24 protein-coding genes are annotated in these 26870 nt (G+C 61.8%); 9 read left to right on the forward strand and 15 right to left on the reverse strand.

Annotated elements, in window-relative coordinates; translation table 11 throughout:
* Nucleotides 1-18 precede the first annotated feature (18 nt).
* Nucleotides 19-924: a helix-turn-helix domain-containing protein gene (locus ACZ9GA_RS13960; RefSeq protein WP_457362118.1), complete on the forward strand. Its 906-nt coding sequence runs from the start codon at nucleotides 19-21 to the stop codon at nucleotides 922-924.
* Between the two features lie 18 nt (nucleotides 925-942).
* On the opposite strand, the gene ACZ9GA_RS13965 is transcribed toward ACZ9GA_RS13960, so the two are convergent.
* On the reverse strand, nucleotides 943-1242 hold the full coding sequence (locus tag ACZ9GA_RS13965) for an ArsR/SmtB family transcription factor (protein ID WP_457362117.1): 300 nt from the start codon (nucleotides 1240-1242) through the stop codon (nucleotides 943-945).
* A 103-nt stretch (nucleotides 1243-1345) separates the two neighbouring features.
* On the opposite strand from ACZ9GA_RS13965, the gene ACZ9GA_RS13970 reads away from it, so the two are divergent.
* Nucleotides 1346-2239 carry an NAD-dependent epimerase/dehydratase family protein gene (locus tag ACZ9GA_RS13970; protein ID WP_457362116.1) on the forward strand — a complete coding sequence of 298 codons (894 nt, stop codon included), beginning with the start codon at nucleotides 1346-1348 and terminating at the stop codon, nucleotides 2237-2239.
* Between the two features lie 28 nt (nucleotides 2240-2267).
* On the opposite strand, the gene ACZ9GA_RS13975 is transcribed toward ACZ9GA_RS13970, so the two are convergent.
* Nucleotides 2268-3176: a LysR family transcriptional regulator gene (locus tag ACZ9GA_RS13975; RefSeq protein WP_457362115.1), complete on the reverse strand. Its 909-nt coding sequence runs from the start codon at nucleotides 3174-3176 to the stop codon at nucleotides 2268-2270.
* A gap of 122 nt (nucleotides 3177-3298) precedes the next feature.
* On the opposite strand from ACZ9GA_RS13975, the gene ACZ9GA_RS13980 reads away from it, so the two are divergent.
* The 4 genes from ACZ9GA_RS13980 to ACZ9GA_RS13995 all read left to right on the forward strand — a co-directional run bounded on the left by ACZ9GA_RS13980 (nucleotide 3299) and on the right by ACZ9GA_RS13995 (nucleotide 9842).
* Complete coding sequence (locus ACZ9GA_RS13980) at nucleotides 3299-4477, forward strand: efflux RND transporter periplasmic adaptor subunit (protein ID WP_457362114.1); 1179 nt, start codon at nucleotides 3299-3301, stop codon at nucleotides 4475-4477.
* An 89-nt stretch (nucleotides 4478-4566) separates the two neighbouring features.
* Entirely contained in the window at nucleotides 4567-7746 is a 3180-nt protein-coding gene (locus ACZ9GA_RS13985) for an efflux RND transporter permease subunit (protein ID WP_457362113.1), read from the forward strand.
* A 6-nt stretch (nucleotides 7747-7752) separates the two neighbouring features.
* On the forward strand, nucleotides 7753-9213 hold the full coding sequence (locus ACZ9GA_RS13990; protein WP_457362112.1) for an efflux transporter outer membrane subunit: 1461 nt from the start codon (nucleotides 7753-7755) through the stop codon (nucleotides 9211-9213).
* 146 nt (nucleotides 9214-9359) lie between these two features.
* Complete coding sequence (locus tag ACZ9GA_RS13995) at nucleotides 9360-9842, forward strand: GlcG/HbpS family heme-binding protein (RefSeq protein ID WP_457362111.1); 483 nt, start codon at nucleotides 9360-9362, stop codon at nucleotides 9840-9842.
* Between the two features lie 144 nt (nucleotides 9843-9986).
* Here ACZ9GA_RS13995 and ACZ9GA_RS14000 read toward each other — a convergent pair whose 3' ends face one another.
* Nucleotides 9987-10664: an SDR family NAD(P)-dependent oxidoreductase gene (locus ACZ9GA_RS14000; protein ID WP_457362110.1), complete on the reverse strand. Its 678-nt coding sequence runs from the start codon at nucleotides 10662-10664 to the stop codon at nucleotides 9987-9989.
* A gap of 193 nt (nucleotides 10665-10857) precedes the next feature.
* Here ACZ9GA_RS14000 and ACZ9GA_RS14005 point away from each other — a divergent pair, with 193 nt between their 5' ends.
* Nucleotides 10858-11370: an acyloxyacyl hydrolase gene (locus ACZ9GA_RS14005; protein WP_457362109.1), complete on the forward strand. Its 513-nt coding sequence runs from the start codon at nucleotides 10858-10860 to the stop codon at nucleotides 11368-11370.
* Nucleotides 11371-11438: 68 nt separating this feature from the next.
* Here the strand turns inward: ACZ9GA_RS14005 and ACZ9GA_RS14010 are convergent, their stop codons facing one another.
* A complete protein-coding gene (locus ACZ9GA_RS14010) occupies nucleotides 11439-11735 on the reverse strand; it encodes a hypothetical protein (RefSeq protein ID WP_457362108.1) in 297 nt (98 codons plus the stop codon).
* A gap of 187 nt (nucleotides 11736-11922) precedes the next feature.
* Between ACZ9GA_RS14010 and ACZ9GA_RS14015 the strand changes: the two genes are divergently transcribed.
* Nucleotides 11923-12855: a LysR family transcriptional regulator gene (locus ACZ9GA_RS14015; protein ID WP_457362107.1), complete on the forward strand. Its 933-nt coding sequence runs from the start codon at nucleotides 11923-11925 to the stop codon at nucleotides 12853-12855.
* A 2-nt stretch (nucleotides 12856-12857) separates the two neighbouring features.
* Here the strand turns inward: ACZ9GA_RS14015 and ACZ9GA_RS14020 are convergent, their stop codons facing one another.
* The 3 genes from ACZ9GA_RS14020 to ACZ9GA_RS14030 all read right to left on the reverse strand — a co-directional run bounded on the left by ACZ9GA_RS14020 (nucleotide 12858) and on the right by ACZ9GA_RS14030 (nucleotide 16235).
* A complete protein-coding gene (locus tag ACZ9GA_RS14020) occupies nucleotides 12858-13559 on the reverse strand; it encodes an MlaA family lipoprotein (protein WP_457362106.1) in 702 nt (233 codons plus the stop codon).
* An 87-nt stretch (nucleotides 13560-13646) separates the two neighbouring features.
* Nucleotides 13647-15005 (reverse strand): carbohydrate porin, encoded by a 1359-nt coding sequence (locus ACZ9GA_RS14025; protein ID WP_457362105.1) that lies wholly within the window; start codon nucleotides 15003-15005, stop codon nucleotides 13647-13649.
* 63 nt (nucleotides 15006-15068) lie between these two features.
* A complete protein-coding gene (locus tag ACZ9GA_RS14030) occupies nucleotides 15069-16235 on the reverse strand; it encodes a lactonase family protein (RefSeq protein ID WP_457363727.1) in 1167 nt (388 codons plus the stop codon).
* A gap of 370 nt (nucleotides 16236-16605) precedes the next feature.
* Between ACZ9GA_RS14030 and ACZ9GA_RS14035 the strand changes: the two genes are divergently transcribed.
* Complete coding sequence (locus tag ACZ9GA_RS14035; protein WP_457362104.1) at nucleotides 16606-17529, forward strand: LysR family transcriptional regulator; 924 nt, start codon at nucleotides 16606-16608, stop codon at nucleotides 17527-17529.
* Nucleotides 17530-17537: 8 nt separating this feature from the next.
* Here ACZ9GA_RS14035 and cptA read toward each other — a convergent pair whose 3' ends face one another.
* The 8 genes from cptA to ACZ9GA_RS14075 all read right to left on the reverse strand — a co-directional run bounded on the left by cptA (nucleotide 17538) and on the right by ACZ9GA_RS14075 (nucleotide 26605).
* Nucleotides 17538-19247: a phosphoethanolamine transferase CptA gene (gene cptA / locus ACZ9GA_RS14040; RefSeq protein ID WP_457363726.1), complete on the reverse strand. Its 1710-nt coding sequence runs from the start codon at nucleotides 19245-19247 to the stop codon at nucleotides 17538-17540.
* A 28-nt stretch (nucleotides 19248-19275) separates the two neighbouring features.
* The gene (locus ACZ9GA_RS14045) at nucleotides 19276-19845 is read right to left on the reverse strand and encodes a nucleoside/nucleotide kinase family protein (protein ID WP_457362103.1); all 570 of its coding nucleotides are present in this window, start codon (nucleotides 19843-19845) and stop codon (nucleotides 19276-19278) included.
* A gap of 173 nt (nucleotides 19846-20018) precedes the next feature.
* On the reverse strand, nucleotides 20019-20753 hold the full coding sequence (locus tag ACZ9GA_RS14050; protein ID WP_457362102.1) for a nucleoside/nucleotide kinase family protein: 735 nt from the start codon (nucleotides 20751-20753) through the stop codon (nucleotides 20019-20021).
* Between the two features lies 1 nt (nucleotide 20754).
* Nucleotides 20755-22494: an ABC transporter ATP-binding protein gene (locus tag ACZ9GA_RS14055; RefSeq protein WP_457362101.1), complete on the reverse strand. Its 1740-nt coding sequence runs from the start codon at nucleotides 22492-22494 to the stop codon at nucleotides 20755-20757.
* On the reverse strand, nucleotides 22491-23693 hold the full coding sequence (gene spt / locus ACZ9GA_RS14060) for a serine palmitoyltransferase (RefSeq protein WP_457362100.1): 1203 nt from the start codon (nucleotides 23691-23693) through the stop codon (nucleotides 22491-22493). Before spt ends, ACZ9GA_RS14055 begins: the two co-directional genes overlap by 4 nt.
* Nucleotides 23677-23940: an acyl carrier protein gene (locus tag ACZ9GA_RS14065; RefSeq protein ID WP_457362099.1), complete on the reverse strand. Its 264-nt coding sequence runs from the start codon at nucleotides 23938-23940 to the stop codon at nucleotides 23677-23679. The genes spt and ACZ9GA_RS14065 overlap by 17 nt, the downstream gene beginning before the upstream one ends.
* Nucleotides 23941-23972: 32 nt before the next feature.
* Complete coding sequence (locus ACZ9GA_RS14070) at nucleotides 23973-24881, reverse strand: NAD-dependent epimerase/dehydratase family protein (protein WP_457362098.1); 909 nt, start codon at nucleotides 24879-24881, stop codon at nucleotides 23973-23975.
* Nucleotides 24881-26605, reverse strand: coding sequence for a fatty acyl-AMP ligase (locus ACZ9GA_RS14075; RefSeq protein WP_457362097.1), 1725 nt, complete (start codon nucleotides 26603-26605; stop codon nucleotides 24881-24883). Before ACZ9GA_RS14075 ends, ACZ9GA_RS14070 begins: the two co-directional genes overlap by 1 nt.
* Nucleotides 26606-26870: the final 265 nt, after the last annotated feature.

Genomic DNA, 26870 nt, shown 5'->3' on the forward strand with positions numbered 1-26870 from the left:
TGTGATGATCGCAGGCTGTTGGCCGCCAATTACCCGCTCTACGTGATCGATGACGCAGATCGTCAGCTGTCCACCGTGGCGGGCGAGGAAATCGATGCCATCTGGGATTCCTTCGGTGGAGAAAACTGGGCCGTGTACTGCACCAATGCCCAGGGGTTGATCACACGAGTGCGGCACGGCAGCAACCCATTGGCCCATGCGTTTGCCCTGCACGTGGGCCGGCGGCTGCAGGAGTCGGACCTGGGCACCACCGCCCCCGCGTGTGCCATCGCGCAAGGGCACGCAGTGACCTTGGTGGGTGCCGAGCACTATCTGGATGAATTCGGGGATTTCTTCTGTTGCGCGGTGCCGCTCTGGGGCCCGCTAGGGACATTGGTGGGGGTGCTAAACATCACCGGCAGCGAGGCATTCAAATCGCGCCTGGTGGAGCGCAAGCTGATGAGCGCTGCGGTGAAAATCGAAAACCGGCTGTTCCTTGAAGCTCACCAGCGCCACACGGTATTCAAGATCCACTACGACGCCGACTTCATCGATACACACCTGGCCGGGCTGATCGCAATCAATACGGCGGGCGATCTCCTGTCGGCCACCCGCAACGCCCGGGAAATGCTCGATGACCTGGACCCGTTTGCCAGGCGCTGTAACGTGAGGGAGTTGTTCCAGCAGGACCTGGCCGTGGTCACGGGCTACTGCCTGAAGTCCAGCCTGAACAATGGCATCGTGTTCTACACCAAAGTCTGTGGCGAGCACGCTGCGACAGCGCTGGCAGGCAATGCCTCGGTGCATGACGGCGGTTCACTGCAGGCCTTGTCCCAGGTACACATGCGCGAGACTCTGCGCAGCGTCGGCGGCAACATCAGCAAGGCAGCCAAGCTGTTGGGCGTATCGCGCAACACCCTGTATAGAGCCCTCGGCAAACCCTGAGCAGCCTCGCAGCCTGCATCAGCCCTGGGAAAGTATCGACGCCAGCAGGCCCGGGAACCGCTGATCGACGGCCTCGGTACGCAGTGAATTCAGGTACGCGGTGCCCATCCGCCGAGTCTGCACCAGACCGGCATCGCGAAGCACGCGGAAATGATGGGACATGCTGGACTTGGGACGCCCGCCGTCCAGGTCCCCGCAGGTTGCCTCGCAGCCATCAGCCAACGCGCGCACAATCTCCAGACGAACCGAATCGCTCAAGGCGTATAGCACACGCTCGAGGGTCAATTGGCTAGCGTCGGGGGGCGGGATATTTCTCATGGTGCAATCATAACAGGGCTTCCATTTATTACCATAGTTCGATTAGCATCGAACTAGCGAAATAGAATTCCTCTACTTCATTTTCCGATAGGAAGCCTTACTCATGAATATCTTCATCACCGGCGCCACGGGTTACATCGGGGGTTCACTGGCTGCGCGATTGCTCGGCAAGGGCCACGTGGTTCGCGGTCTGGTCCGTACCCAGGAAAAAGCACAGCAGCTACTCGAGCTGGGGATCGAGCCGATCCTGGGCGATCTCGACGATGCAGCCCTGCTCAAGCGTGCAGCAAGCGAAGCAGATGCCGTGATCAACGCTGCAGACAGCGACCACCGTGGCGCCATCACCGCCCTGCTCGACGCCCTGGAAGGCAGCGGCAAGGCGTTCATCCACACCAGCGGTGCCGGCAAGATGGCCGATGACGCGGCCGGTGCGTTCTGCACCGACGTGATTTATGACGAATACACGCCGTATTCACCTTTGCCGGAACGGGTCAGCCGCCACGCGCTGGATGTGTCGATCCAGGACAGCGCCACCCGCGGGATCCGCGCCATGGTGGTCTGCCCGGCACTGATCTACGGCCACGGCCTGGGGCTGGCCCGGGACAGCGTGCAACTGCCCATGCTGCTCAAGTATGCCAAGGCGCACGGCACGGTCGGCATGGTCGGCGATGGCAAGAACGTCTGGTCGAACGTACACCTGGAGGACCTGCTGGACCTGTATGAGCTGGCCTTGGAAAAGGGGCCTGCGGGAGCGTTCTTTTTCGGCGAAAACGGCGAAGCCTCCTTTGAACAGATGGGCGCCGCCATTGCCCGGCGTTTCAACCTGCCAGGGCCGTCAACCTGGGACCAGGACCAGGCTACCCGGGAACTGGGCAGCTACCTCGCGGTGAAATCACTGGGGGTCAACAGCCGAGTGCGCGCCACCCGGGCACGTGCCGAGCTGAACTGGGCGCCGGTCCATGGCTCCGTACTGCAGTGGATTGAACGCGAGATGTGACGCCGCGGGCGCCACGGCCGGGGGGGTGCTACTGCAGCCGCCCGGCTTCGCCCAGCTCGATCAGGGTGTCAATCAGGCAGCGCACCTTGGGGCGCAGGTGCGCCGTCTTCGGCCACAGGGCATAGACCGTCAGCGGCTCGGGCTCGTAGTCGTCCAGAACACTGACCAGCCTACCCGATTGCAGGTGCTCGCGGACCACGCACAGTGGCATTTGGCACAGGCCAAGCCCCGCTAACGCGACATCGATCATGGCTTGGCCATCACCAATCTGATGCGTGGCCGGTGGCACCATCCGCCGCGGCTCCCCTTCGTCTGTCACGCGCCAGCCCAATGGCTGGCCGCGGCGAAAAGTAACCACGCAAGCATGCTCATGCACTTGATTCAGCGTCTGCGGCACGCCGCGCGCCTGCAAGTAGGCCGGCGCCGCGCAAATGATCAGACGCTGGCGCGTCAACGGCCGGGCGATCAGGCCTTGCTGGTTGCCCGGGTCGCCGAAGCGGATCACCAGGTCCACCCCCTCCTCCACGGGGTCGATCAGGTGGTCATTGAACGTGAGGGTGAATGACAGCCCCGGAAAACGCTGACCCAGCTCCATCATCACCGGCAGGACCAACTGACGTCCCAAGGCCACCGGCATGTCGACCCGTAGCTGCCCGGAGGGTTCGTGCGCCTTGGACATCAGGCAGTTTTCCACGTCGCGGATTTCGTCCAGGGCGCCGCTGCAGGCGGCCAGGTAAGCCTCGCCGTCAGCGGTCAGGGACAGCTTGCGGGTGGTGCGATGAAACAGCATCACGCCCAGGCGCTGTTCGAGCCGGGCAATGGTCTTGCCCACTGCGGACTTGGAGACATTCAGGCGCTCCGCAGCCTCGGTAAAACTGATGGAACGGGCTGTGGTGACGAAGGTATGGATACCGTTGAAATTTTCAGGGATGGACATGGGTAAGACTCATTGGAAACCTGAGGGCTACAGTTTGAGGATTTTCAGCGTGTTTATCGATCGCGATATCTACTCTAGCATTGCCCACCTTTCTTACCTACACCCTTTTATTTGTCGAGCCCATGAAACTCATCAAGAAACGCCCCCTCGTGCTGACCCTTGCGCTGATCACCGCCGCCACCGGCGGATATCACCTGCTGGGGTCGCAACCCGACAACCTTGCCGCGGCCACTGAAGCGGGCAGCCAGGCCACCCACCCTGAGGTGGACGTCGCCAGCCCTATTGCTGCCGCCATCAACGAATACCAGACCTACTCCGGCAAGATCCAAGCCATCGATGACGTTGATGTGCGCCCGCTGGTGTCGGGTGCCATCACTGGCGTGCACTTCAAGGATGGCGCCCAGGTCAAGCGCGGTGATCCGTTGTTCACCATCGATACGCGCCTGTACCAGGCGGCAGTCGACCAGGCCATGGCCGACGTGGCCGCCGCCAGTGCCCGCAACGCCTACGCCCATACCGACGCGGCGCGCGCCAGGCGCCTGCTGGGCCAGAACGCTATTGCCCAGCGCGACCTGGACGCCGCCACGCAACTGGAGCAGACCACCGCAGCCGAGCTCAAGGGTGCGCAGGCACGCTTGCAGACCGCCCAGGTGAATCTGGATTACTGCCATGTAGTGGCCCCGGTCAGTGGCCGTGTCTCGCGTGCCGAGTTGACGCTGGGCAACGTGGTGGCGGCCGGCGCCAGTGCTCCCGTGCTGACCCGCATCGTGTCGATCTCGCCTATCTACGCCAACTTCGAAGTGGACGAGCAGACTTATGTGCGCTTCCTGGGCCAGCCCCACGCGCAACCGGTGAAGGTGGCGCTGGGGCTGGCCAATGAGGCCGCGTTCAGCCGCCAGGGGGTCGTCGACTCCATCGACAACCAACTCAATGGCAACTCCGGCACCATTCGCGTGCGCGCGCGCTTCGACAACCCACAAGGTTTGCTGGTGCCTGGCATGTATGCCCACGTGAAGGTCAGCGCCGGCCAGCGCCGCGACGCCCTGCTGGTCAATGACGCCGCAGTGGGCACCGATCAGGATCGCAAGTACGTGATGGTGGTCGATGGCCAGGGCCGCGTGCACTACCGCGAAGTCAAACTGGGCGACCTGTATGACGGCCTGCGCATCGTCGACAGTGGGCTGACCGCCCAGGACCACATCATCGTCGACGGCATGCAGCGCGTGCACGCAGACGATGATGTCACCGCGCGTGTCGTGGCCATGGACACCCGACCTGGCGAGCTGGCAGCCCACCGCTAGCACACCGCCCCCAAAGACTGATCTGTTCACATCCGATGCGGCATGCACTGCGCGTCGCCGCTCCCCCTATTACCGAAGAAAACCTTGCGATGAAGTTCTCCCGTTTTTTCATCGATCGCCCCATTTTCGCAGCCGTGCTATCGGTCGTGATCCTGTTGATGGGTGTGATCGCAGCGTTCAAGCTGCCCATTGCCGAGTACCCGGAAGTGGTACCGCCACAAGTGCTGGTACACGCCGAGTTCCCTGGCGCCAACCCCAAGGTCATTGCCGAGACCGTCGCCGCCCCCATTGAAGAAAAGATCAATGGGGTGGAAAAGATGCTCTACATGCAGTCCCAGGCCAACAGCGACGGGCAGATGACCACCACGGTCACGTTCCAGTTGGGCATGGACCCCAACCTGGCCCAGCAACTGGTGCAAAACCGTGTATCCCAGGCCCTGCCGCGCTTGCCCGAGGCCGTGCAGAAGCTGGGCGTGACCACGATCAAGGCCAACAGCACCATGACCCTGGCCGTGACCCTGTACTCGCCCAATGACCAATACGACGTGGACTACCTGCACAACTACGGGCTGATCCACATTCGCGATCGCCTGGCACGTATCCAGGGCGTGGGCGATGTACAGCTCAAGGGCGGTGGCGATTACTCCATGCGCGTTTGGCTCGACCCGCGCAAACTGGCCGAACGGCAACTGTCGGCCACCGACGTGGTCAGCGCCATTCAGGCACAGAACGCCCAGGTATCGGCCGGCATGGTCGGTGCCACGCCCAGCGCCCCCGACGTCAAGATGCAGCTGGACATCAACGTCAAGGGCCGCCTGCAGACCCCCGAAGAGTTCGAGGCCATCGTGGTCAAGACCAACCCCGACGGCGGTGTAACCTACCTGCGTGACGTGGCTCGCGTGGCCCTTGGCGCGGCGGATTACACACAAAGCACGCACCTGAACACCAAGACCTCGATGACCATCTGGGTGTTTCAGCAGCCAGGCGCCAATGCCTTGCAGATTGCCGATGACGTGCGCCGCGAGATGGCGGACATCGGCAAGGACATGCCCAAAGGCGTGAGCTACGGTTTCAACTACGACCCGACCCGGTTCGTGGTGGCCAGCATTGAGGCGGTCGTCCACACCCTGCTCGAAGCCATCGCCCTGGTGGTGCTGGTGGTGATCCTGTTCCTGCAGAACTGGCGCGCCTCGTTGATCCCTCTGCTGGCGGTGCCGGTGGCCATTGTCGGCACCTTCTCGCTGATGCTCGCCTTCGGCTTCTCGATCAACGCGTTATCGCTGTTCGGCATGGTGCTGGCCATCGGCATTGTCGTTGACGATGCCATCGTTGTGGTCGAGAACGTCGAGCGTAACCTTGAACACGGCTTGAGCCCCAGGGAAGCCACCTACAAGGCCATGGACGAGGTCAGCGGCCCGATCATCGCTATCTGCCTGACGCTGGTCGCGGTGTTTGTACCATTGGCGTTCATGTCCGGGCTGACCGGTCAGTTCTACCAGCAGTTCGCGATGACCATCGCGATTTCGACCATCATCTCCGCCTTCAACTCCCTGACCCTGTCCCCTGCCCTGTCCGCGCTGCTGCTGCGCAGCCCGCACGCGCCCAAGGACCGTCTGACGCGCGGGATGGATCTGGTATTTGGCCGTTTCTTCGCTGCCTTCAACCGCCTGTTCAACCGTGGTTCGACGGCCTACGGCAATGGCGTGGGGCGCACCCTCAAGCACAAGGGCGCGATGATGATCTGCTATGCGCTGTTGCTGGGCCTAGCAGTGTTCATGGGCGATACCGTACCAGGCGGCTTTGTGCCTGCGCAGGACAAGCAATACCTGATCGCGGTCGCTCAGTTGCCCAGTGGCGCGACCTTGGCGCGCTCCGATGAAGTGTCCCAGGAAATGGGGCGCATGGCCCTCAAGGAGCCGGGTGTCGGCTTCACCGTGTCCCACGCAGGCCTGTCGATCAACGGCTTCACCTCCTCGTCCAGTTCGGTGGTGATGTTCCTGCCACTGACCGCTTTCGACGAGCGTTACGGCCACGGCGCCGACTTGAGCGCCGACACCATCGCTACCTCGTTGAACAAGAAGTTTACCGCAATCAAGGACGCCAAAATCACCGTGTTCTCGCCCCCGCCGGTATTGGGGCTGGGCACCCTTGGCGGCTTCAAACTGCAGTTGGAGGACCGCGGCGCCCTGGGCTACCAGGCCCTGCATGACGCCACCGAGGCGTTCATCGCGGCGGCAGCCAAAGCGCCGGAACTGACGCCGCTGTTCAGCAGCTACGACATCAACATTCCGCAACTGGATGTGGAAGTGGATCGGGTCAAGGCGCAGCAATTGGGCGTACCGGTCAACGAAGTGTTCGACACGTTGCAGATCTACCTGGGCTCGTTGTACGTCAACGACATCAACCGCTTCGGCCGCGTCTATCAGGTGCGGGTACAGGCTGACGCACACTACCGCGCTTTCGCCCAGGACATCGGCCAGTTGAAGGCGCGTAGCCGTACCGGCGAAATGGTGCCCCTGGACGCCTTGTTGCACGTCAAGCCTACCTACGGCCCGGAAATGGTGGTGCGCTACAACGGCTTCACCGCCGCCGACCTTAACGGCGGCCCGGCCCCGGGTTACTCCAACAACCAGGCGCAGGCAGCCATCGAGCGGATCGCCAAGGAAACCCTGCCACCGGGCATCAAATTCGAGTGGACGGACCTGGCGTACCAACAACAACTGGCCGGCAACGCCGCGATGATGGTGTTCCCGATCTGCGTGCTGCTGGTGTTCCTGGTACTCGCTGCCCAGTACGAAAGCCTGTCGCTACCCCTGGCGGTGATCATGATCGTACCCATGAGCCTGCTTTCGGCGTTGCTGGGCGTCTGGTTGACCCATGGCGACAACAACATCTTCACCCAGATCGGGCTGGTGGTGCTGGTGGGACTGTCGGCGAAAAACGCCATCCTGATCGTCGAGTTCGCCCGCGAACTGGAAATGCAGGGCCGCAGTATCACCGATGCCGCCATCGAGGCCAGCCGTCTGCGGCTGCGCCCCATCCTGATGACCTCCATGGCCTTCATCATGGGCGTGGTGCCCATGGTGATCGCGCACGGGGCGGGCTCGGAAATGCGCCACGCCATCGGGGTGAGTGTGTTCTTCGGCATGCTGGGGGTGACCGTGTTCGCCTTGATGCTGACTCCTTTGTTCTACGTGCTGCTGCGCAAGTTGTCCGGCAGCAAACCGCTACGCGCCGAGCACATGCGTGTCGCTGATATCGAGGCCTGATTTCCCATGAACCTTTCTGCAATCAAACACTGGGCCAGCGTGTCGCTGGCCACTTCGGCGCTGGTCTCGCTGTCGGCTTGCCACTCGCTGGCACCCGATTACAGCGTGCCCGCCGACACCACCCCGGCGCAGTTCAAGGAGCAGAGCCTGGCGGCCCTGCCCGGCTGGAAAACCGCGCAACCGGTGGACCAGCTTCCACGCGGCCAGTGGTGGAAAGCCTTTGCCGACGCCACGCTTGACGACCTGGAAACCCAGGCGCTGGCCGCCAACCAGGGCTTGAAGCAGGCGATGGCCCGCGTTCAGGAATCACGCGCCTATTATCAAGGCGTTGAGGCCAGGCGGCTGCCGAGCGTAGGTGCAGGCTTCGGCCCATCGCGCGAACTTGATTCGCAATCCTCGACCAACGCACCGCAACCGGCGACAACCTACTGGCGTGCGCAAATGAACGTCGCCTACGAGGCTGACCTGTTCGGCCGCGTCAGCGATGCCATCAAGGCCTCGGGCGCCGAAGCCCAGCAGCAAGCCGCCCTGTATCAGTCGGTGCTGCTGGCCCTGCAAGCAGATGTGGCCGTCAATTACTACCAGATCAGAAGCCTGGACGCCCAGATCAAGGTCTACAACGATACGCTCACGCTGCGCCAGGACGCCCTCGCCTTTGCCCGCAACCGTGCCGAAAGTGGGCAGGACAGTGACCTGGACATGATGCGTGCGCAGACGGAACTGGCCAACACCCAGGCCCAATCGCTGGCGCTGATCCGTGAGCGGGCGACCAGCGAGCACAGTCTGGCCGTGTTGCTGGGCCAGGCGCCTGCGTCGTTCACCTTTGCAGCCCAACCGATCGAACCGCTGACCTTGCGGGTACCGGTGGGCATGCCCTCGGCCCTGCTCGAACGGCGTCCCGACATTGCTGCCGCCGAGCGCGCGATGGCGGCGGCCAATGCTCGCATCGGCGTGGCGAAGGCAGCGTATTTTCCCTCCTTGACGCTGACGGGCAGCGCCGGCTACGAGGGCAATACCTTGGGCAAGTTGTTCGAAGGGGGCAGCAAGGCGTGGCTGCTCGGCCCATTGACCGGGACCATGGTGAACATGCCGCTGTTTGACGGTGGCAAGCGCAAGGCCGACTTGAAGCACGCCCGGGCGGCCTATCAGGAACAAGTGGCCCACTATCGCCAGACCGTGCTGGATGCGATGCGCGAAGTGGAGGACAACCTGGCCAGCGTGCGGCTGCTGCAACAGCAGGCGCAGGTGCAAACCGTGGCCGTCACGGCCTCACGGGGCGCGAGCCGTATCACCCAGGCGCAATATCATGAGGGCGCCCGCGACTACCTCAGCGTACTGGACGCCGACCGCAGCACCCTGCAAGCCGAACGCAACCTGGCCGCGTTGTATGGCGAGCAGTCCATGGCCACCGTGCGGTTGATCCGCGCGCTGGGTGGGGGCTGGGACGCCACGGCCACCACCCCTTAGGCCAGACGGCCTTTTCGGCGTGCGATTGTCTCGCGCGCCGAAACGGTCAATGTCGGTGGCCTGCATTTATCTCACGCACTCGTTCTATCAAGCTGGAACCTGTCCACCCCCTGGGTGATCTTGTTGACCGCTTGCCTGAGATACTCATGAAACCATCCCTCCTGTGCCTCACCCTCGCTACCCTGTCCTTGGGCAGCGCTTTCGCCCACGCTTCGCCTGCACCCACCAAACCCGTGATCAGTCTGGCGGCGGCAAAAGCTGCAGTGGCCGCCACTGCCAGGTTGCCGCAGGCCAACAAAGCGCCCTTCGTGATCAGCGTGGTCGATGACGGCGGTCATTTGATCTACCTGGAACGTGCCGATGGCGTACCCAGCAGCATGGTTGAAGCGTCGATCCTCAAGGCGCGTGGGGCTGCTGGCTACGGCGTAAGTACCAAGGTGCTCGAACAGAACGCCGTACAGGGCCACCCCGGTTTCCTCGACTTGCCAGCCAGCCTGCCCATGGAGGGCGGCGTGCCGGTGCGCATCGACGGCCAACTGATTGGCGCCGTGGGCGTGGCCGGCGGCGTATCCTCGGATGATGGCGCATTTGCCGAAAAAACCGCCGCAGCTCTGGCCTCGGGCGGCTGATCCGCGCAGGCAACGACTGTCACGTGGGAGCGGGCTCTGCCCACGAACGTACGCCACGGTAAGCCGGAAGTCCGCGTTGCCTTCTTCGCGGGTAGAACCCGCTCCCACAGAGACTGTGCGAGCACTGCCTATTTCCAGTGAGCCTCAGGGTCGCGGACTGGCGGCGCCTGAACTCAATCGAATTACCTCGCCGGTCAGTGCCTGTACCAGCCGGGCGGCTTGCTGAACGGCAACGGGTCGATGGTCTCGCGACAGTTGATCGCTGACTTGGGACAGCGATTCGCCGGTGCGCAGCACCTCCGCCCGCATGATGTCGGCAGCGCCCGCCACCATGGGGTTGGCCACCGTAATTCGATAGACCAGCCCTGCTCCTGCGGGGCTTGTAGCAGGCCGCATCACCGGCTGCACCTGCAACGACATGGCGGCTGGGCCTGCGCTGTCGACGTAAGATTGCGCGTGGTCCAGTTCCAGCAGCAACACCACGCCTGGGCAGTGGCTTGTCAGCCACTCACCGAGGTGTGCAGCCTGCCCATCGAGCGCATCTACCACCCAGAGGTCAACCCCTTCAAGTTGCGTGGACACCGCCTGGGTGGCTATCCCATGGGTCACCACGCCCGGCACTGCCAGCCTCAACCACTCCACCGCTGCGGCGACTGCCGTATCGCGGCGATCGTGGATGGTTACTTCAGCGCCACTCTGGGCCAGGGCGATACACATCGCAAACCCCACTCCGTCAGAGGCGCCGGTAACCACGGTTCGCTTTCCGATCAAACTTTGCACACTGCCTCCCATTATTTCCATAAACAAAAAAGTGGAAATCATAGTTCAGGCAACAGCCTAGACTGAATCACCAAGCACATTCGATGCGTTTCAATTAAAGTGTAAAAACACTACGGCTGCAGTTCAATTAATTTGCCAGACACAACACTTTTTTGCGTTGGACGAGCGCACAAAGTTAAATAGCCATTTGCTATGATTGCGCGCTCTACTTCCTCAATCAGCGCAGAGAATTATCATGCGGAAAATTCTTTCTTCCCTGTTGTTGAGCGTCGCTGCAATGAGCGGCGCACAAGGGGCCGACTTGTCCGGGGCATTGGGTACTACGGGTCAAGGCGGCGTCACCGCCCGCGCGGCGCTGGGATTCAATTGGGACAAGACATGGCTGCAGAGCTCGACCGGCCTGCTGACCGGTTACTGGGACCTGGGTTATACCTACTGGCAAGCCGGTGATCACGCCGGTGGCCGGCATTCGCTGTCGTTCTCGCCAGTGTTCGTGTATGAATTCGGCAACGGCCCCACCAAGCCTTTCATTGAAGCAGGCGTAGGCGTTTCGATGTTTACGGGCGCCAGTGCCGGTGATCAACAGTTTGGTTCGGCGTTCAACTTCGAGGACCGCCTGGGCGCCGGCCTGAAGTTTGCCGATGGGGAAAAGGTGGGCGTGCGAGTGATCCATTACTCCAACGCCAGTATTCAGCAGCCTAACGACGGGATTGAATCCTACTCGCTGTTCTACAGCCACCCGCTGTAATCACCGGCGCGCAACGCGCCCCATGGCCTCGACACCCTCGGGGCCACGGCAGCCGACGTCATCCCCGGTCATGAGCGCGGGGTATGGCACCGAAGGGCCACGGCCGTGACGACGTCACCATGACCGGTCTGCTGCCCATCCGAGATGCCCACACTGTCCCCTCCCAGTTCGACCACCTGATTCTGTGCCTGGTGCAGCACATCATCGGGGGACGCGCCCTGGACCTGAAACAGCTTCAACATTTCACAGTTCTGCGCTTGGGCAGGGGTAATCAGTTCCACTTTCGCCCCTGCCTCGGTCAATGGAGTCGTGCAGCCGACAAGGCACGCCAACGAGGCGACGATAACCAAAGGGGTTGTACGCATTAGAGGGCTTCCTTGAAAAGACGAAGAAACAGATTCGGGCAATAGGCAGCCCTGCGATACCAAGCTTACAACAGGTGAACCCACGCGCGTTGTTGCGTGTTCACGAACACTTCATTACCTGAATCACGGCAAATGTTACTAGATGTGTATGAGACACTTTGCCGCAGTCAAGACGATTGAGCGTTTCATGAATACATTGCAAAACATGCGCACCTTTGTGGCAGTGGTTGAATGCGGCACTTTCAGCGGCGCCGCCCGCACCCTTCGCGTTGGCGTGGGGACGGTGTCGCGCAACATTGCGCAGCTCGAGGCCCGCCTGAATGCCCGGTTGCTGCACCGCACCACACGACAGTTGGTGGTCACCGAGACCGGCAAGCGGTATCTGCAACGCTGCGAGCACATTATCGCCCAGATGAGCGAGGCCGAGCGCGAAGCCAAAGGCGTAAACGCACCGCTGGCAGGCAGTCTGCGTGTCCACTCCATGGTCGGTGTGGGTGGGCATTTCCTGATACCGGCGATTGCCCATCTGCGCCAGCTACACCCGCAGGTCAGCTTCGAGCTGACCATGGGCAACCGGATACCGCACTTCGTGGAGGAAGGCGTTGATGTGGCCATCGTGCTAGCCGATCATCTGCCCGATTCAGGCAACGTGTGCCAACGCCTGGGGGAAACCTTCAATGTCCTGTGTGCCTCACCCGGCTACATTGATACCCATGGCGAACCCCGGGTACCTACCCAAGTGCTGGAGCATCAATGCCTGCAGCTCACTGGCCCGACGACGGAATTGCGACAATGGTGCTTCGAGAGCACCGACGGCGTAGAGCGGATCACACCCAATACGGGAGGCTTCGAAGTCGACGCCAGCGATACGATGATCAGTGCGCTGGAAGCTGGCATGGGCATCGGCATGCTGCCCATATTTGCCGCGCAACCAGCGATTGATCGCGGCACACTGGTCCGTGTACTGCCCAAGTACCGCCTGCAGAGCTTGTCGGTCTACGCCATCTATGCCAGCCGCCGCTACCTGGACGTGCGCGTCAAGACCTTGATCGACTGCCTGCGAGCGCTGGTTTCATCCCCCCTGGGTGATGCTGCGCCCAACGCGGCGGCCGTCTGCTGAACTCAGAAATCATCCTGCACCTTGCCCTCCTTCACCTTGAATTCGCGGTTCTGCAGATAGGCGTTGCGCACGAAGATGTACTTGTCGCCGTTGATCAGCTTCTCTGCCGGCAATAACTGCGCACGGGTATCGACCATATTGGCGGCGAACAGGCTGTTGCGCAGCGACATGTCGTCCATGTACGGGTACGGCTGGGTGTAGGCGTCCGGAACTCTGGCAACGCCGTCGCGCACAGTGCTAGGCCCCAGCAGTGGCAGCATGACGAATGGACCGCTGGGCACGCCCCACTTGCCAAGCGTCAAACCGAAGTCCTCGTCGTTGCGTTGCAGCCCCATGCGCGTGCCGACGTCGAACAGGCCGCCCACCCCCAGTGTTGTGTTGAGCAGCAATCGCGCGGTGTCTACCCCTGCCGCACTCGGCTTGGCTTGCAGCAGGTCGTTGGCCAGGTTGCCGACATCACCCAGGTTCTGGAAAAAATGGTGGATACCGTCTTGAACAAACTGTGGGGTGACGAATTGATAGCCTTTCACGAATGGTTTGAAGGCGTAGGTATCGACGGTATCGTTGAAGCGGAAAATCCCGCGGTTGACGCCCTCCCACGGGTCCTGCTCGGCGGCCTGGGCAACCCAGGGGGCCAGCATGGCGCTGGCCAGCAGGCAGGCCTTGGTCAGTTGGTCGATCGCCTTCTTGCTGCGTGAGTGCATGCAAAGTTACTCCTGTTACAAAGGTACCGGCGCCTTTCAGGCGCCGCCATTGAAACCACCTTGACGCCATGGAAGCGCAGGCGGTGCTTAGAATTGGGACTGGACCTGCAAGCCGACGACCAGGGCATTGTCCACCTGCCGCACGCCATCGGGGTTCTTGATGAACTGCAGGTTGGGCATGATATTCAGCCACCGGGTGGCCTGAATCCCATAGTTGAGCTCCGTGGCATATTCAGTGTGCTGCTCAGGTACGTAGCCGGCATCGTCGTAGCTCAAGCCACTCTGGTCGTTGGCAGTCCTGGCATTGCGCAAGAACCGCGAGCTGGCATGGATGCGCGCAATACCGAACCCCAGAGTGTCCAAGGGCCGGGCGTTGAACGGGCCTTTGTACACCAGGGCCACTTTCTGATAGCTATCGACCGGTGTAGTGGCCTTATCCTGGAAGGTGGCGCTGGCCGACAGCGTAAGCCCACGGGAGGTATCGCCCCCCACGGACGTCAGTTGTTGCTTGCCGATCAACCAAAATCCATGCCGACTGCTGTCGCTGCGGTAGTCATTGCCGCTCAGCACAGCCACCTGGTTGGCTTCGTCCTTGTAGACGTCGGTGCCGTTGGCCGAACTGTGGTAGTAGCCCAGACGATACTCGCCAGGCAAACGGTTGACCTGGGGCGTCCACACCAACTCCACCGGTACCAATGTGCCGGTGGTACCCGAGCCATTGAGTTTGAAACCGTTGTCGTTATCCAGGTCGGAGGGGTTGATATTGAAGGCGCCGATCTGAGCGTAAATATCCTGGTTCAGCCGCACACGTACCCGGGCAGCCCATTGGCCGATGGGAGAGTTGTAGATGCTGTCCACATAGTTGCCCGGCTGCGACCCGCAAAAGGCCAGGCTCTGGAATTGGCAGTCCTCCACGGCAAAATCATCGCTGACCGAGAAACGCCCCGCCTTAAGGTTGATCCGGTCATCGAACCAGCCTTTGCTGAACCACAGTTCACTGAGCCGGGTCACGCTGCCGCGCCCCTGGATCTGCTGGGTCGAGCTCATGCCGGTAGCCCGCGGGTCACTGATCTTGTCGTTGATGTTATCGCCATTGCGGTTGGTCAACGAGATGGCGAACGCCGCATCGCTCCAGCCCATCAGCTTCTGCAGATCGATGGTGGCGCCCAGGTTGAACTGATCGGCGTAACGGGTCACCTTGTCATGCTTCTGGTAGCCCCCGTGCACATTGGAGGCTGACTCGCCGGTATACCCCATCTGGATGTCGATGCCCTGATTCAGCCATTGTGTGCGCAAGCCACCCCAGTCGCCGGTCATCCAGGGCGAGTCGACCGCGAAGGCATCCGCAGCCTGTGCGGCGACAGCCCAACTGGACGCCGCACACAAGGTGAGCACCGTGATGAGAGTATTACGCCGCCGTTGCGGGGCCGGTAAAAAATAAGGCATGGCTACGTCCTTTTTCGATGATCATCTGATGCCCATCCTGGCGATGGGCATCTGCTTCAAGGCTTAACGCAAGAACTTCACGTCCGATGGCGAAGCGATGTTGAGCTTCTGCACGGTGGCGCCGATTTTTCCGCTCTGCGGGTCACGCGCCATGACCACCAACTGATTACTTTTCTGGTTGGCCACCACCACGAAGTTACCGTCAGGGTCGAAGGTGAACTCCCGCGGTTCAACGCCTTCCACCGAGCGACGCTGAACCTCCTGCAAGGTACCGCTGGTTGCGTCCACGCTAAACACCAGCAACTCACTCGCCTGGCCACGGTTGGTCACATAAAGGAATTTTCCATCGGCGGAAAAATGCAGTGCAGCACCGGCCTTGTGTGCGGCGTCACCGCCCTTGGCCAGTTCGATCAATTGCTTGCGCACCAGGTTGCCGGCCTTGACATCGAACACCACCACCGCCCCGCTCATTTCCAGAGTCAGGTAAGCATGGCGGCCATCGGCGGCGAACAACAAATGGCGCGGTCCACTGCCTGGCGGCAGTGCGACCGAGGCCGGTGATGCAGGCGTCAGCGGATGGGTCACGTTGCTGGCGTCGTAGTTGTAAATGAACACCTTGTCAGCGCCCAGGTCCTGGACATACACGAAGTTGCCATCCGGGCTGGAAACCACGGAGTGCACATGGCTGCTGGCCTGACGCTGGGGGTTTACCTTGGACGCCGCATGAGCCTGTTGCTCTACCACCGGGCTCAGGACCCCATCACTGCCAACACTGACCACCGCCAGGCTGCCGCCGGGTACCGGTTGCACGGCGTAGTTGGCGATAAACAAGTGATGCTCGCCCTTGGCCAGGCTGGAGAACGTCGGCTCCTCGCCGTCGGTTGGCACCTGGTTGATCGGCAACAGTTCGTGAGTAAAAGGGTCGATTCGGAACGAACTGACCTTGCCCACCACGTCTGGGCCACCAGGGCCATTTTCATTCACGGCATACAGGTATTTTTGCCCTGCGCTGATAGTGAGCCAGGATGGGTTTTCGCTGATGGCCACTTGTTGGGGGCTTGCGTCAATCTGGCCTGTGGCACTGTCGAAGGCATAGCGATAAATGCCTTTGCTGCCTGTATCCGTATAAGTACCGACCAAGAGATCAAACATTGACGACGCACTGGCTCCCGACGAAAGTACACTTGCGCCCCCGGCAACGAGCAAGGGCACGAAAAAACGCTTCATAATAATTATATCCTCGACATGACGACAGCAAAGTAAACCGGCAGAACACTTTAACCCTAAGTGCGACAACCTGGCACTTTCAGCTTCCGATATTTCTTGCTAGCGCCCGCATTCTACGAGACGTTGCCGCAGGATTTTATTACGTATTGCGGAAAACAATGTTTCTCAGTACCCCACTAAAGTGCGTGCACGATTGTTGCGCCTGGCGCAACTAGGCATTCCCAAAACCACCGTGGCACCTTGGCAATCGGCATGCTAACTTCCGCAACTTTATTCGATCCGCCATGACTCAATACTTGAGTGGTTTTGCCTGCCCACTTGGTCCTCCTTCGCTCAACCCTGCACAGCCGTGCACGGCACTTGAAAAGCCCCCATGAATCGAAATGAACTCAGAAAATCCGACATCAATTTGATGGTCATTTTCGAAGCGCTCATGCAAGAACAAAACGTGACGCGAGTCGCAGAAAAGCTGCACCTGGGCCAGCCCACCGTCAGCACCGCGCTGGGGCGGTTGCGAACGCTGTTCAATGACCCATTGTTTGTACGCGTGGGCCACCGTATGGAACCCACGCGACGCGCCGAGGAAATCATCCGCCACCTATCCCCTGCCCTGGATGCAATGGCCACGGCGCTAAGCCTGGCGCACCAGTTCAACCCACGGGAAAGCCGCCTGACCTTCAAGATCGGCCTTTCCGATGACGTTGAATTCGCCTTGCTGCCACCCTTTTTGGCGGCACTGCGCGAAGAGGCACCCAACGTGATCGTGATCATCCAGCATGCGGACTATTGGCGCATTCCGGATCTGCTCGCCTCTGGCGATATTACCGTTGGCATCAGCGAAACCCGCGAACTGCCAGCCAACGCCAAGCGCAAATTGCTGCGGCGTATCGAGCCGCGCATCCTGCGGGCCGACAACGCCATTGGCCCGCTGACCCTGGAGCAATTCTGCGCCCGCCCGCACGTCCAGGTGTCCTACACGGCGAACATTCACGGCATCGTGGATGAGTGCCTGGCCCGGATTGGCCGCGACCGCAAAGTGGTGCTGTCCATTCCGCAGTTCAGCTCGCTGCCGGCGGCCCTCAACGGTACCGACCTGCTGGCGAGCTGCCCGGATTACGCGGCGAAGGCGCTGCTGGGCTGGGGCAATTTGCGCGATGAGCCCTGCCCCTTCGACGTTCCACCCCTTGAGCTGTCGATGGTCTGGTTGAGTTTGACCGACAACGACCCGGCCGAGCGCTGGCTGCGCACCCGGCTGGAGCAGCACATGGGTAACCTGGCGGGCACAGTTGCGCCATAGCCGAGTGTTCACGGCGCGCTGCCCAAGGTGTTGAAGTCGCGCAGTTTGGCTGGCTGATGGGGGTCACCAATCAACAGCTGGCCACGGCGATAGGCCGGGTTGACGATGCTTTTCCACGGCTCGAACGTGTCATAACGCAGCCCCGCCAGGTCCGACCAGGTATGGATGAAGCGCGAGGTGGTCCACTCCCGATGCAACGCGTCGTGCAGATCCAGCGGGGTGTCCTCTTTCCAACTGGGCGAACGCCATACAAGGAACGGCACGGTGTACATCGGCCGGGTCGGCGCCTCCTCATTACGGCCCAGCATGCGCGGCGCCACCGGGTCGTACACCGACTCCCCGTGATCGGACAGGTAAGCCAGGAAGCCGTGGGGGTTGGAGCGCTTGAAGCGATTGATCAACGAGCTGACCACGTGATCGTTGTAGTACACGGCATTGTCGTAGTCGTTGTACTTGCGCAGCGCCTTGTCGGTGACATAACGAGGTACCTCGGCACTGTCCTGGAAGCGCGCGAAGTTCTTGGGGAACCGATAACGGTAATCCATGTGAGTACCCAACAGGTGCACGACGATGAGTTTGCGCGGTGCGCTGTCCTTGAGCACTTGGCTAAACGGCTCCAGCACATCTTCGTCGTACTGGCTGGTGGAGTTCTGGTCCCTGTTGTTGTTCAGGTAGACCTGCTCATCCGCCTGTTTGGAGAAGGTAGTCAACATGGTGTTGCGCTGGGTCATGGTCTGCTGGTTGGTGATCCAGAAGGTCTTGTAGCCAGCCTGCTTCATTACGCTGATCAAGGACGGGGTGCTGAGGTACAGATCGGGGTGCTTCTGATCGGCAAAGGTCAGCACCTGCTGAAGCACCTCGATGGTGTAGGGTCGCGGTGCCACCACCTGGTCAAACACGTCGAGTTCGGGGCGCAAGGCGTCCAGTTGCGGCGTGGTCTGGCGAGGGTAACCGTACAGGCTCATGCGCTGGCGGTCCGTTGATTCGCCGATGACCAACACCAACGTCGCTGGCTGGCCGGCATGGGCATCCACCAGGTGCTGCAGCGGCGCGATGGCTTTCCAATTCTGGAACATGCTGGCCATGTCGGCCAACTGCTGGCGATATTGAGCGTACCCGATCACCATCTGCCAAGGTGCTGCCGATTGCAGGTTCTGCTCGAACTTGCCGATGCGCATGTCGAGGTCGCCACGCTTGCGGAACTCGTGAATGGCCGAATAGCCGACCGAGACGAAGGCGATGAGCAGACACAATGCACCTTTGGCAGCGCCCGAAATCCTGACGGGACGCACCCGTAGCCACAATCCCAGCGCGATGACGGTGTAAGCGATCAGCGCCCCAAGCTTTGACCAGGAAAAATACTGGGAAATGTACTCGCTGGACTCGCTCATGTTCGAATCGAACATGATGAAGATTGCGCTCTGCGAGAACTCCTGACCGTAGATCAGGAAGTACGCCAGTGCCGTCAGCGAGCATGCCCAGAGCACCAACCCGGTGAACCCGGTGATGCTGCGCGTCCAGCGCGGAAACAGCAATGGCGGAATCAGCCACAGCAGGCTTGCCAGTGACGCTTGCCAGAAGCCCGACAGGCCGGCGACTCCGGAATGAAAGATAAAGAGTTGCAATGGACCGGAAAAGTACCAGAAAAACAAGTACATACGGGCAAGAGAGCAGGCATTGGAGCGAATCCGGACACGGGGGGTGCCGGTAGCGGGAATGTCGTGTGCGCCCTCGCGGGGCAATGGCTTAGTCAACGCGGGCAACCTGCGATTCTAAAGTAAAGGGAAGGCTTGGGGATTGGTCGATTAGCCGCTCAATGAGTTGCCGGCAGATGGCGTGCACCGTCGCCTGGGGCAGGCGCGCATCCACCTCCACCACTCGCGCGCCTGCAAAGGTCAATGCGGCGGTGGCCGCCACCTTGCGCTCGATCAGCGCCAGATCATGGTCGGGCTTGCGCAGCCAGGCGGTGCGCGCATCCACGTTCAAGCGGATCACCAGGGTAGGCGGGATCTGCGCCATCTCGGTGTAAAGCTCACGTTCGCACCTGGCCAGCCAAGGGGTCAGCCAACCGCTGGCGCGGGCGGCTGATAGCCCGGGCCCGTCATTGAGCCCGGCGATCTGTGCCTGGGGATAGCGGTCACAGATCACCAGAGACCCACTCTCGCGCAGCGCCAGCATGGCCAGGAAACGACGCATGCGCAGCCTGGCGAACCCATAGATGACGGCAGCCGTGAAGGGGCCAGGGATACGCTCGCCGGGTGTACGGGCGCGCTTGGCCTTGGCGCCCAGATAACGCTCCAGGACGGGCCCCAGCACTGGCCACCCCCGAATCCTGAGCCCAAGCGCTCCGGACCCCAAACCCAGATAGGCATATTGGCTGTTGGGGATCACTGAGCACAGGTACTGGGCCGTGCTGGTCTTCCCGGCCCCGTCGGGGCCGATGATTGCCACCAACGGTGCCAGACGCCTGACGGCGCACCCGTCAGCCATCACGCGCCACGCCGCGAAGACAAGTGCGCATCGATAGCCTGCTTGGCCCGGGCAATCACCTCCTCCAAAGGCTGGGTACTGTCCAGGTCGATAATCGGACTACCTTGGTATTCAAGCTGCGGTACCAGAGCAATCTTGGTCGCCAGGGACGCATAGCGATGGTCGGGCTTGCGCTTGTACGCCGTTTCCAGATCCACGTTGAGACGAATCACCACGTCGGGGCGATAGCTGACCATGTAGCAGTACAACAGCCGCTCGCAACGGGCCAACAAACGCACCAATGCGTTGCGATGGGGGACGTCACTGAGGCCTGGCCCATCGATTTTCATCTTCGACACGGCAATTTGCGGGAAGCGGTCGGCGATCACCGCCACCCCCTGGCGCCGCAGTGCCATCATCTTCTGGTAACGCCGCCAGCGCCGCACGGACAGCAGGAAAATGGCAATCGCCGCCAACGTGCTCGGTGCCTTGGGCGGCCGCTGGATGGTTTCGCCCACTGTCGGCGTTTCTGGAGTATTGCGAGCAATAAGCCGCTTGAGTGTGCCCCCCACCAGCGGCAGTTTCACCAGCTTCTCGCCCAGGGCCTTGGATTGAATGCCCAAGTGGCAACTTTCAGTCGTTCCGGATTCGCGCATCCACGCCATAATGGCGTCGGACACCGTAGTCTTGCCCGCGCCGTCACAGCCCACGAAGGCAATGACCGGCGCAAGCGCGTTTTCATTGGCTAGCGTCACTTCAGCGCCCTCCCATGCCTTGGTTCAAAACCGGATGCGCCGCATCGGTCTGCTGCGCCCTCACGGTGGTGAACTGCCCGTCTACCAGTTCCACCACTTTGTCGGCTACCTCGATCAGGCGAGGCCGATGCGAGACGGCGATGATGGTAATGTCGGGCGTCAGGGCCTTGAGAGTTGCACATATATCAGCTTCCGATTCCGCGTCCAGGGCGCTGGTGGCTTCATCCAGAATCAGCAGGCTGGGACGGTGGGCCAACGCCCGGGCAATGATGATGCGTTGACGTTGCCCTCCGGACAACTGACCACCCCGCTCGCCCACCCGCGTGTGCACACCGTGCTCCAGTGCCTGGACAAACTCCCACGCGCCGGCCTGGCGCAAGGCATGCTCGGCATCGGCTTCGGTCAGGGACGGTTCACCCAGCGTCACGTTGGCCAGAACGCTGTCATGCAACAGCAATGTTTCCTGGGTCACGTAGCCAATCATCCGGCGCCAGCCATGACGCTGCAGATCGGCCAATGCCTGGCCGTCCACGCTGATGCGGCCACGCTGGGCAACCAACAAGGCGCACAACAAGTCCAGCACCGTGGTCTTGCCCGTACCCGATGGCCCGATCAACGTAGTCATGCTGCCCACCTGGAAACTCACGCTGGCGTCCTCCAGGATGCGCCGGCCGCCGTAGGTGAACGACACCTGGTCGAACGCAATTTCGCGAGTCAGCGTGGGCTGATGGTCGCCGCCCGGCGGCTCGCGCTGTGCCTGGGCTTCTTCCACCGCTTCGCGCAGGGCCCAGAACGCGCTTTCCTGGCCGACCATGCGGTGGTAACGCTGCTGCGCCTTGTGCATCAGGCCCAGCACACGCACCACCATGAAAATAAGCACCATCACCGACGACATCGGCAGCTTCCACACCACCAGCCCGGCGTACAGACCGCCTGCGGCCAGCAACGCCAGCAGCGGTTCCTGCAGGGCTCGCAGTGTCTCGCGGCTGGTGACTTCCTTCTCCATGGCCGAATTGAGCTCCGCCGCCTGGCTGCGCAGCAGCGAATCGGCGATATCCTCCCGGGCCATGGCCTTGAGCGGCTTGACCGAACCCAAGGTGTCGCTGAGGTTGATCAGCAGTTCGCGCATCAGCCCGGTCTGGCTCTTGCCCGCCTTGCGCGAGGTTTTCACCAGGCCGCGCAGGGCTAGCAGAATACCCAGGCCCAGGGCGATACACACCAGCGCGGCCTGCCAGGACACGACAAAGGCGATGATGCCGTAGGCGATGGCCTGGATCGTCAGTGCCACCATGTTGGCGGCGTGCTCGTAGGCCGTCGATGCACGGAAGGCCTCGGTGGCCACGGCATTGGCTAACGCACCTCCCGGCTGGCGCAGGTAATGTTCCCAGCGGCTGCCGAGGGTGGCGTTGATCAGGTCGACACGCAAGTCGGTGGCAACGTGCGCCACGGTATAGCCGACCTGGCGGTTGGCAAGCAGTATCAACAGGCTGGTCAAGGACATGCCGGCCACGATAATGATCAGCAATACCGTGATGGTGGGTTCTAGCCCCACGCTGTGCAGCACGGCAGCGACGTGGCTGGCCACCATGCTGGTGTGCCCGCTGTCACCCAGCATCACCGACACCAGCGGCAGCATGGTGGTCAGGCTCACACCCTCCACCACGCCTGCCACCACCAGACTGAGCAGCATCAGTATCGTGCGCAGCGGGTAGGACTTGCCAAATGCAAGGATGATTCTCATGGCGCCGGCTCCAGGATGTCGCTGTCCATCAGGGCCGCGAAGGCGGCGACGATGGCATCGATTTCCTCATCCGAATGAGCTGCACTGACGCTGCAACGCACCAGGGTAATGCCCGAAGGGGCCGCAGGCGGCAGCACCAGATTGACGTATACGCCTTGCTCGATCAGCGCTCGCCAAAAACGCACGCCTTGTTCGCGCGTACCGATCATGACGGGTACCACTGGGCTGGCGTGGGGGCCTACGCGGTAGCCCAGCGCAGCCAGGCCGTCATACAGACGATGGGCGTTTTGCCACAGTTTGTCGCGCAGTTCGGGGGATTGGGCAATGGTCTGCAATGCCGAACGTACCGAGGCGATGGCCGAAGGCGACGGCGAGGCGGTGAAGATGTACGGACGACTGGCGTAGCGCAGTACGTCCATGCCACGGTCATTGCCCACCGCGAAGCCGCCGATGGCCGCCAGGCTCTTGCTGAAGGTGCCCAGAATGATATCTACATCCTGCTCCACTCCCAAGGCCTGGGCCAGCCCGCGGCCGGTCTCGCCCAGCACGCCAAAGGAGTGCGCCTCGTCGAGCAGCAAGTACCCGCCCAGGCGCCGCTTGATCGCGACGATGTCCTGCAGCGGCGCCACATCCCCGAGCATGCTGTAGATGCCTTCGACGATGATCAAGGCATCCTTGGCGCGCTCGCCCAGGCGCTGCATGCGCCGTTCCAGGTCGGCCGCATCGTTGTGGCGAAAGCGAATGATCTGCGCGCCGCCCAGCGCGCAGGCATCGTAGATGCTGGCGTGGCAGTCGGCATCGAGCAGCACCACCGCCTTGGGGGTCGCCAAGGCACTGATGGCACCCAGGTTGGCGACATAGCCCGTGGAAAACACGATGGCCGAGGGCCGGTCGAAGAACGCTGCCAATTCCTGCTCCAGCGCCAGGTGTGCACCGTAGCTGCCGTTGGCCATGCGCGACCCCGTGGTACCGGTGCCCTGCTCCACCAGCGCCGCCTGCGCCGCAGCAATCGCCTGGGCATCAAACGTCAGCCCCAGGTAATTGTTGGTCCCGGCCAGGATCACGCGGTGGTTGCCGATTCGCCCCTGGGTGGCGGAGTGGATGCCATCGATGCAGGTACCGAAGGGGTTGAGGCCGCCATCCTGGAACGCCAGGCGCTCCTCGGCCAGCCGGGAGAAGCCGTCATACAAGCCCATCATGCTTCTCCAGGTAGGTCATCAGTGCATCAGTAAGGTCGGTGGGCGTGCTTACATCGATCAGGATATTGATCGGGATCGACAGGTCGAATTGGTCTTCCAGCATCATCAGCAGGTCCATGATCTTGATGGACTCCAGGCCCAGGTCTTCGATCAGGTTGCTATGCGGGCCTACCGGCCGTTGCTTGTCGGCGGCCAGGCCGCGCAGGCATTCCAGGATGTAGTCGGTGACGACTTCGCGCTTCAACATAAATTGAGTCTGATTTCTGTATGAAAGTGTGATCAGAACAACCGCTCACGCAGCGCACGCTCCAACTCGATGGCCGGGTACCAACCCAGATGCCGTGAGATGGTGCGATTGCTGGATGACCAGTCGGGATGGACAAGTTCGTTGACCTTGCTGGGGGTCAGCATGGGTTCGCCCCCTACCAGGCGATGCCAGGCCAGGTTCAACTGCGACAGGCGCCTGAGTAACCCCGTGGGGATATTCACAAGGCGCACCGGCCCGCCGCGGATCTGCGCACCCATGGCAACCAGCTGCTTCCAGCTGTAGCCATCCCTGGCACCATCATTGATTTCGTAGCGCGCCCCATGGACGATGTCTGCGTCCAACCAGCGCAAGGTCGCGGCCGCAAGGTCGTCCACATGCAGAAACGACAGCTGGGCATCCGCGCGCCCAAGCCGCGGCAGCCAACCGCGAAGGAGCGTGGACAGTAGTGGCTGCAGCTCGCGGTCGCCCGGACCGTAGACGGCCGTAGGCCGGAAGATGCTGATCGGCATGCCGCCGGCGACCTCAATCGCCGCCAGCTCGGCATCGAACTTGGACTCCGCGTACCAGGACAGCCGTGGATACCGGGCCGCCAACGAGGAAAACAGCAGCAACCGTCCACAGCCTGCCACTTTGGCGGCGCGCACCAGGCGCACCGTGCCCTCGACGTTGCAGCGCTGGAACACCTCGCGATTGCGGCCGCGCACCTGACCGGCACAATGGATCACGGCGCCAGCGCCATGGACCAGCTGGGCCAGCGACGCCTTGTCCTCCAGCGAGCCCTGGACCCACGTCACCCCTTCCTGCCGTGCCGCCGGCCGACGCGTGAGCGCGCGCACGGCGATCCCGTGCTCCAGCAACGTTTGCAGAATGCGCCGGCCGATGAAACCGGTTGCGCCGGTAATGGCCACCGTCCAGGTCATCAGGCGATGGCCACGGTCGGCAGCGCCAGGGCATCAAGCATGCTCAAGTAGCGACGCTTGGCCTCGGCACGCGCCGGCTTGCCGGAGGAGGTACGCGGAATGCTCTGCGGTGGCACCAGTTGGATGTCGACACTGACCCCGAACTCACTCTGGATACGCCCGGACAGGGAGCGCACCAGGTGTTCGCGTGAGGCTGGGGACGTCACGCGACACTGGATTTGCATGACCACCACGGGCTCATCATCGCGCGCGGTGACGAAGGCAATTGCATCGCCTGGGCGAACATCGGGCTCGCCTTCAGCCACGTGTTCAATGTCCTGCGGCCAGATATTGCGGCCACGGATAATGATCAGGTCCTTCTTGCGGCCGGTGACATGCAGGTCGCCGTCAAGCAAATAGCCCAGGTCCCCGGTATCCAGCCATTGGCCAGCCTGCAGGTGCGACTCAGGGTCCCGGAAGTAGCCACTCATCAAGCTTGGCCCGGCAATCAAGATCTGCCCTACCTCCCGCTCGGCCAACGCCTTGCCTTGGGCATTGCGAATGTCGATGCGGTGACCGGGGAGTGCCGGGCCACAATTGACGAAGGTGCTCACGGCCCGGGTCTGGGCCGTGGCAGGTACGGCCTGACCGCGGCGCTCGAGCACATCGCGGTCGATCACGTCGGCACGCAGGCCACGGCTCGCGTCGGCGAAGCTGACCGCCAGGGTGCTCTCGGCCAAGCCAAAGCATGGCATGAAGGTATCCGTGCCAAAGCCGACGGCGGCGAAGCGCTCGGCAAATTGCGTCAGCGCTTCAAAGGGCACCGGTTCGGCGCCCACACCAGCAACACGCCAGCTGGTCAGGTCCAGCTCGGCAAGGTCCTTGTCATTGCAACGTCGCAGGCACAGGTTGTAGCCAAATGGCGGCGCCACCGACACCGTACCGCGATTACGACTGATCAGCTTCAACCACTGCAGCGGACGCATGGCGAAGTCCTGGGTACGCAGATAGTCGACAGACAGCTGGGTGGCCACCGGCGTCAGCACGAAGCCCACCAGGCCCATGTCGTGATAGAACGGCAACCAGGACACGCAACGGTCGCCCTCGCGCAACCGGATACCGTCGCGGCTGATGACCTGCAGATTGGCCATGACGGCGCGCTGGGTAATCACCACGCCGCGTGGAAAGCGTGTGCTGCCCGAGGTGTATTGAAGGTAAGCAATATCATCGGGCTGGGGCGCCTGCAGTTCCACTTCGGCCTCAGGCAGGGCGTCAATATCGGCGCCGCTGAGCAGCGACATCGGCGGCAGCCCGACGGCGGCCTCTCGCACCAGGGGCAGCCAGTCCTCGCCGCCGCAAACGGCCGCCGGGCTGCAACTGCTCAACAGGCCGCGCAGTTTCTCGACATAGGACGCGTGCTGGCCCACGCCCATGGGAATGGGCAACGGCACCGGGATCAAACCGGCGTACTGGCAGGCGAAGAACACCTCGACAAAGGTGGCGCTGGTGTCGGCAATCAACGCCACACGGTCACCCCGCACCAAGCCCAGGCCGCGCAGACGGCGCGCACCCATCAGGGCACGACGCTTCAACATGCGGTATTCGAATGAACTGACCAATTGACTGCGTCGGTCATAGAAGTTCATGCCGGCATTACTGGTCGCGGCATAATCCAGCGCTTCCACCAAACTGGCGAAATCGGCATGACGCATGGGAATTGAATGAATCGAGCTTGTTTCTGACATATACAGCACAGCCATTAGATGTGAACCTTCTGCCTGATCGCGTGACGGCGAATTCACCAACACTATTTCATGTGGCCGATGCACTTTTCAGGCGAAAATAGACAGGAAACAGCGCAACGCGCCGCACCAGCCAGCGTTGTTGCCTGCGCAGTTTTAAAGTTCGGGTTGAATCGAATTCGGCACGAAGATTAACAGCAGTGGTTTCCTGAACAAGTATTCATTTATCAGATACCCGCCATCTGAAACAGCGATGGTGATTTGATGT

It is taken from the genome of Pseudomonas sp. TE3644, assembly GCF_056278815.1.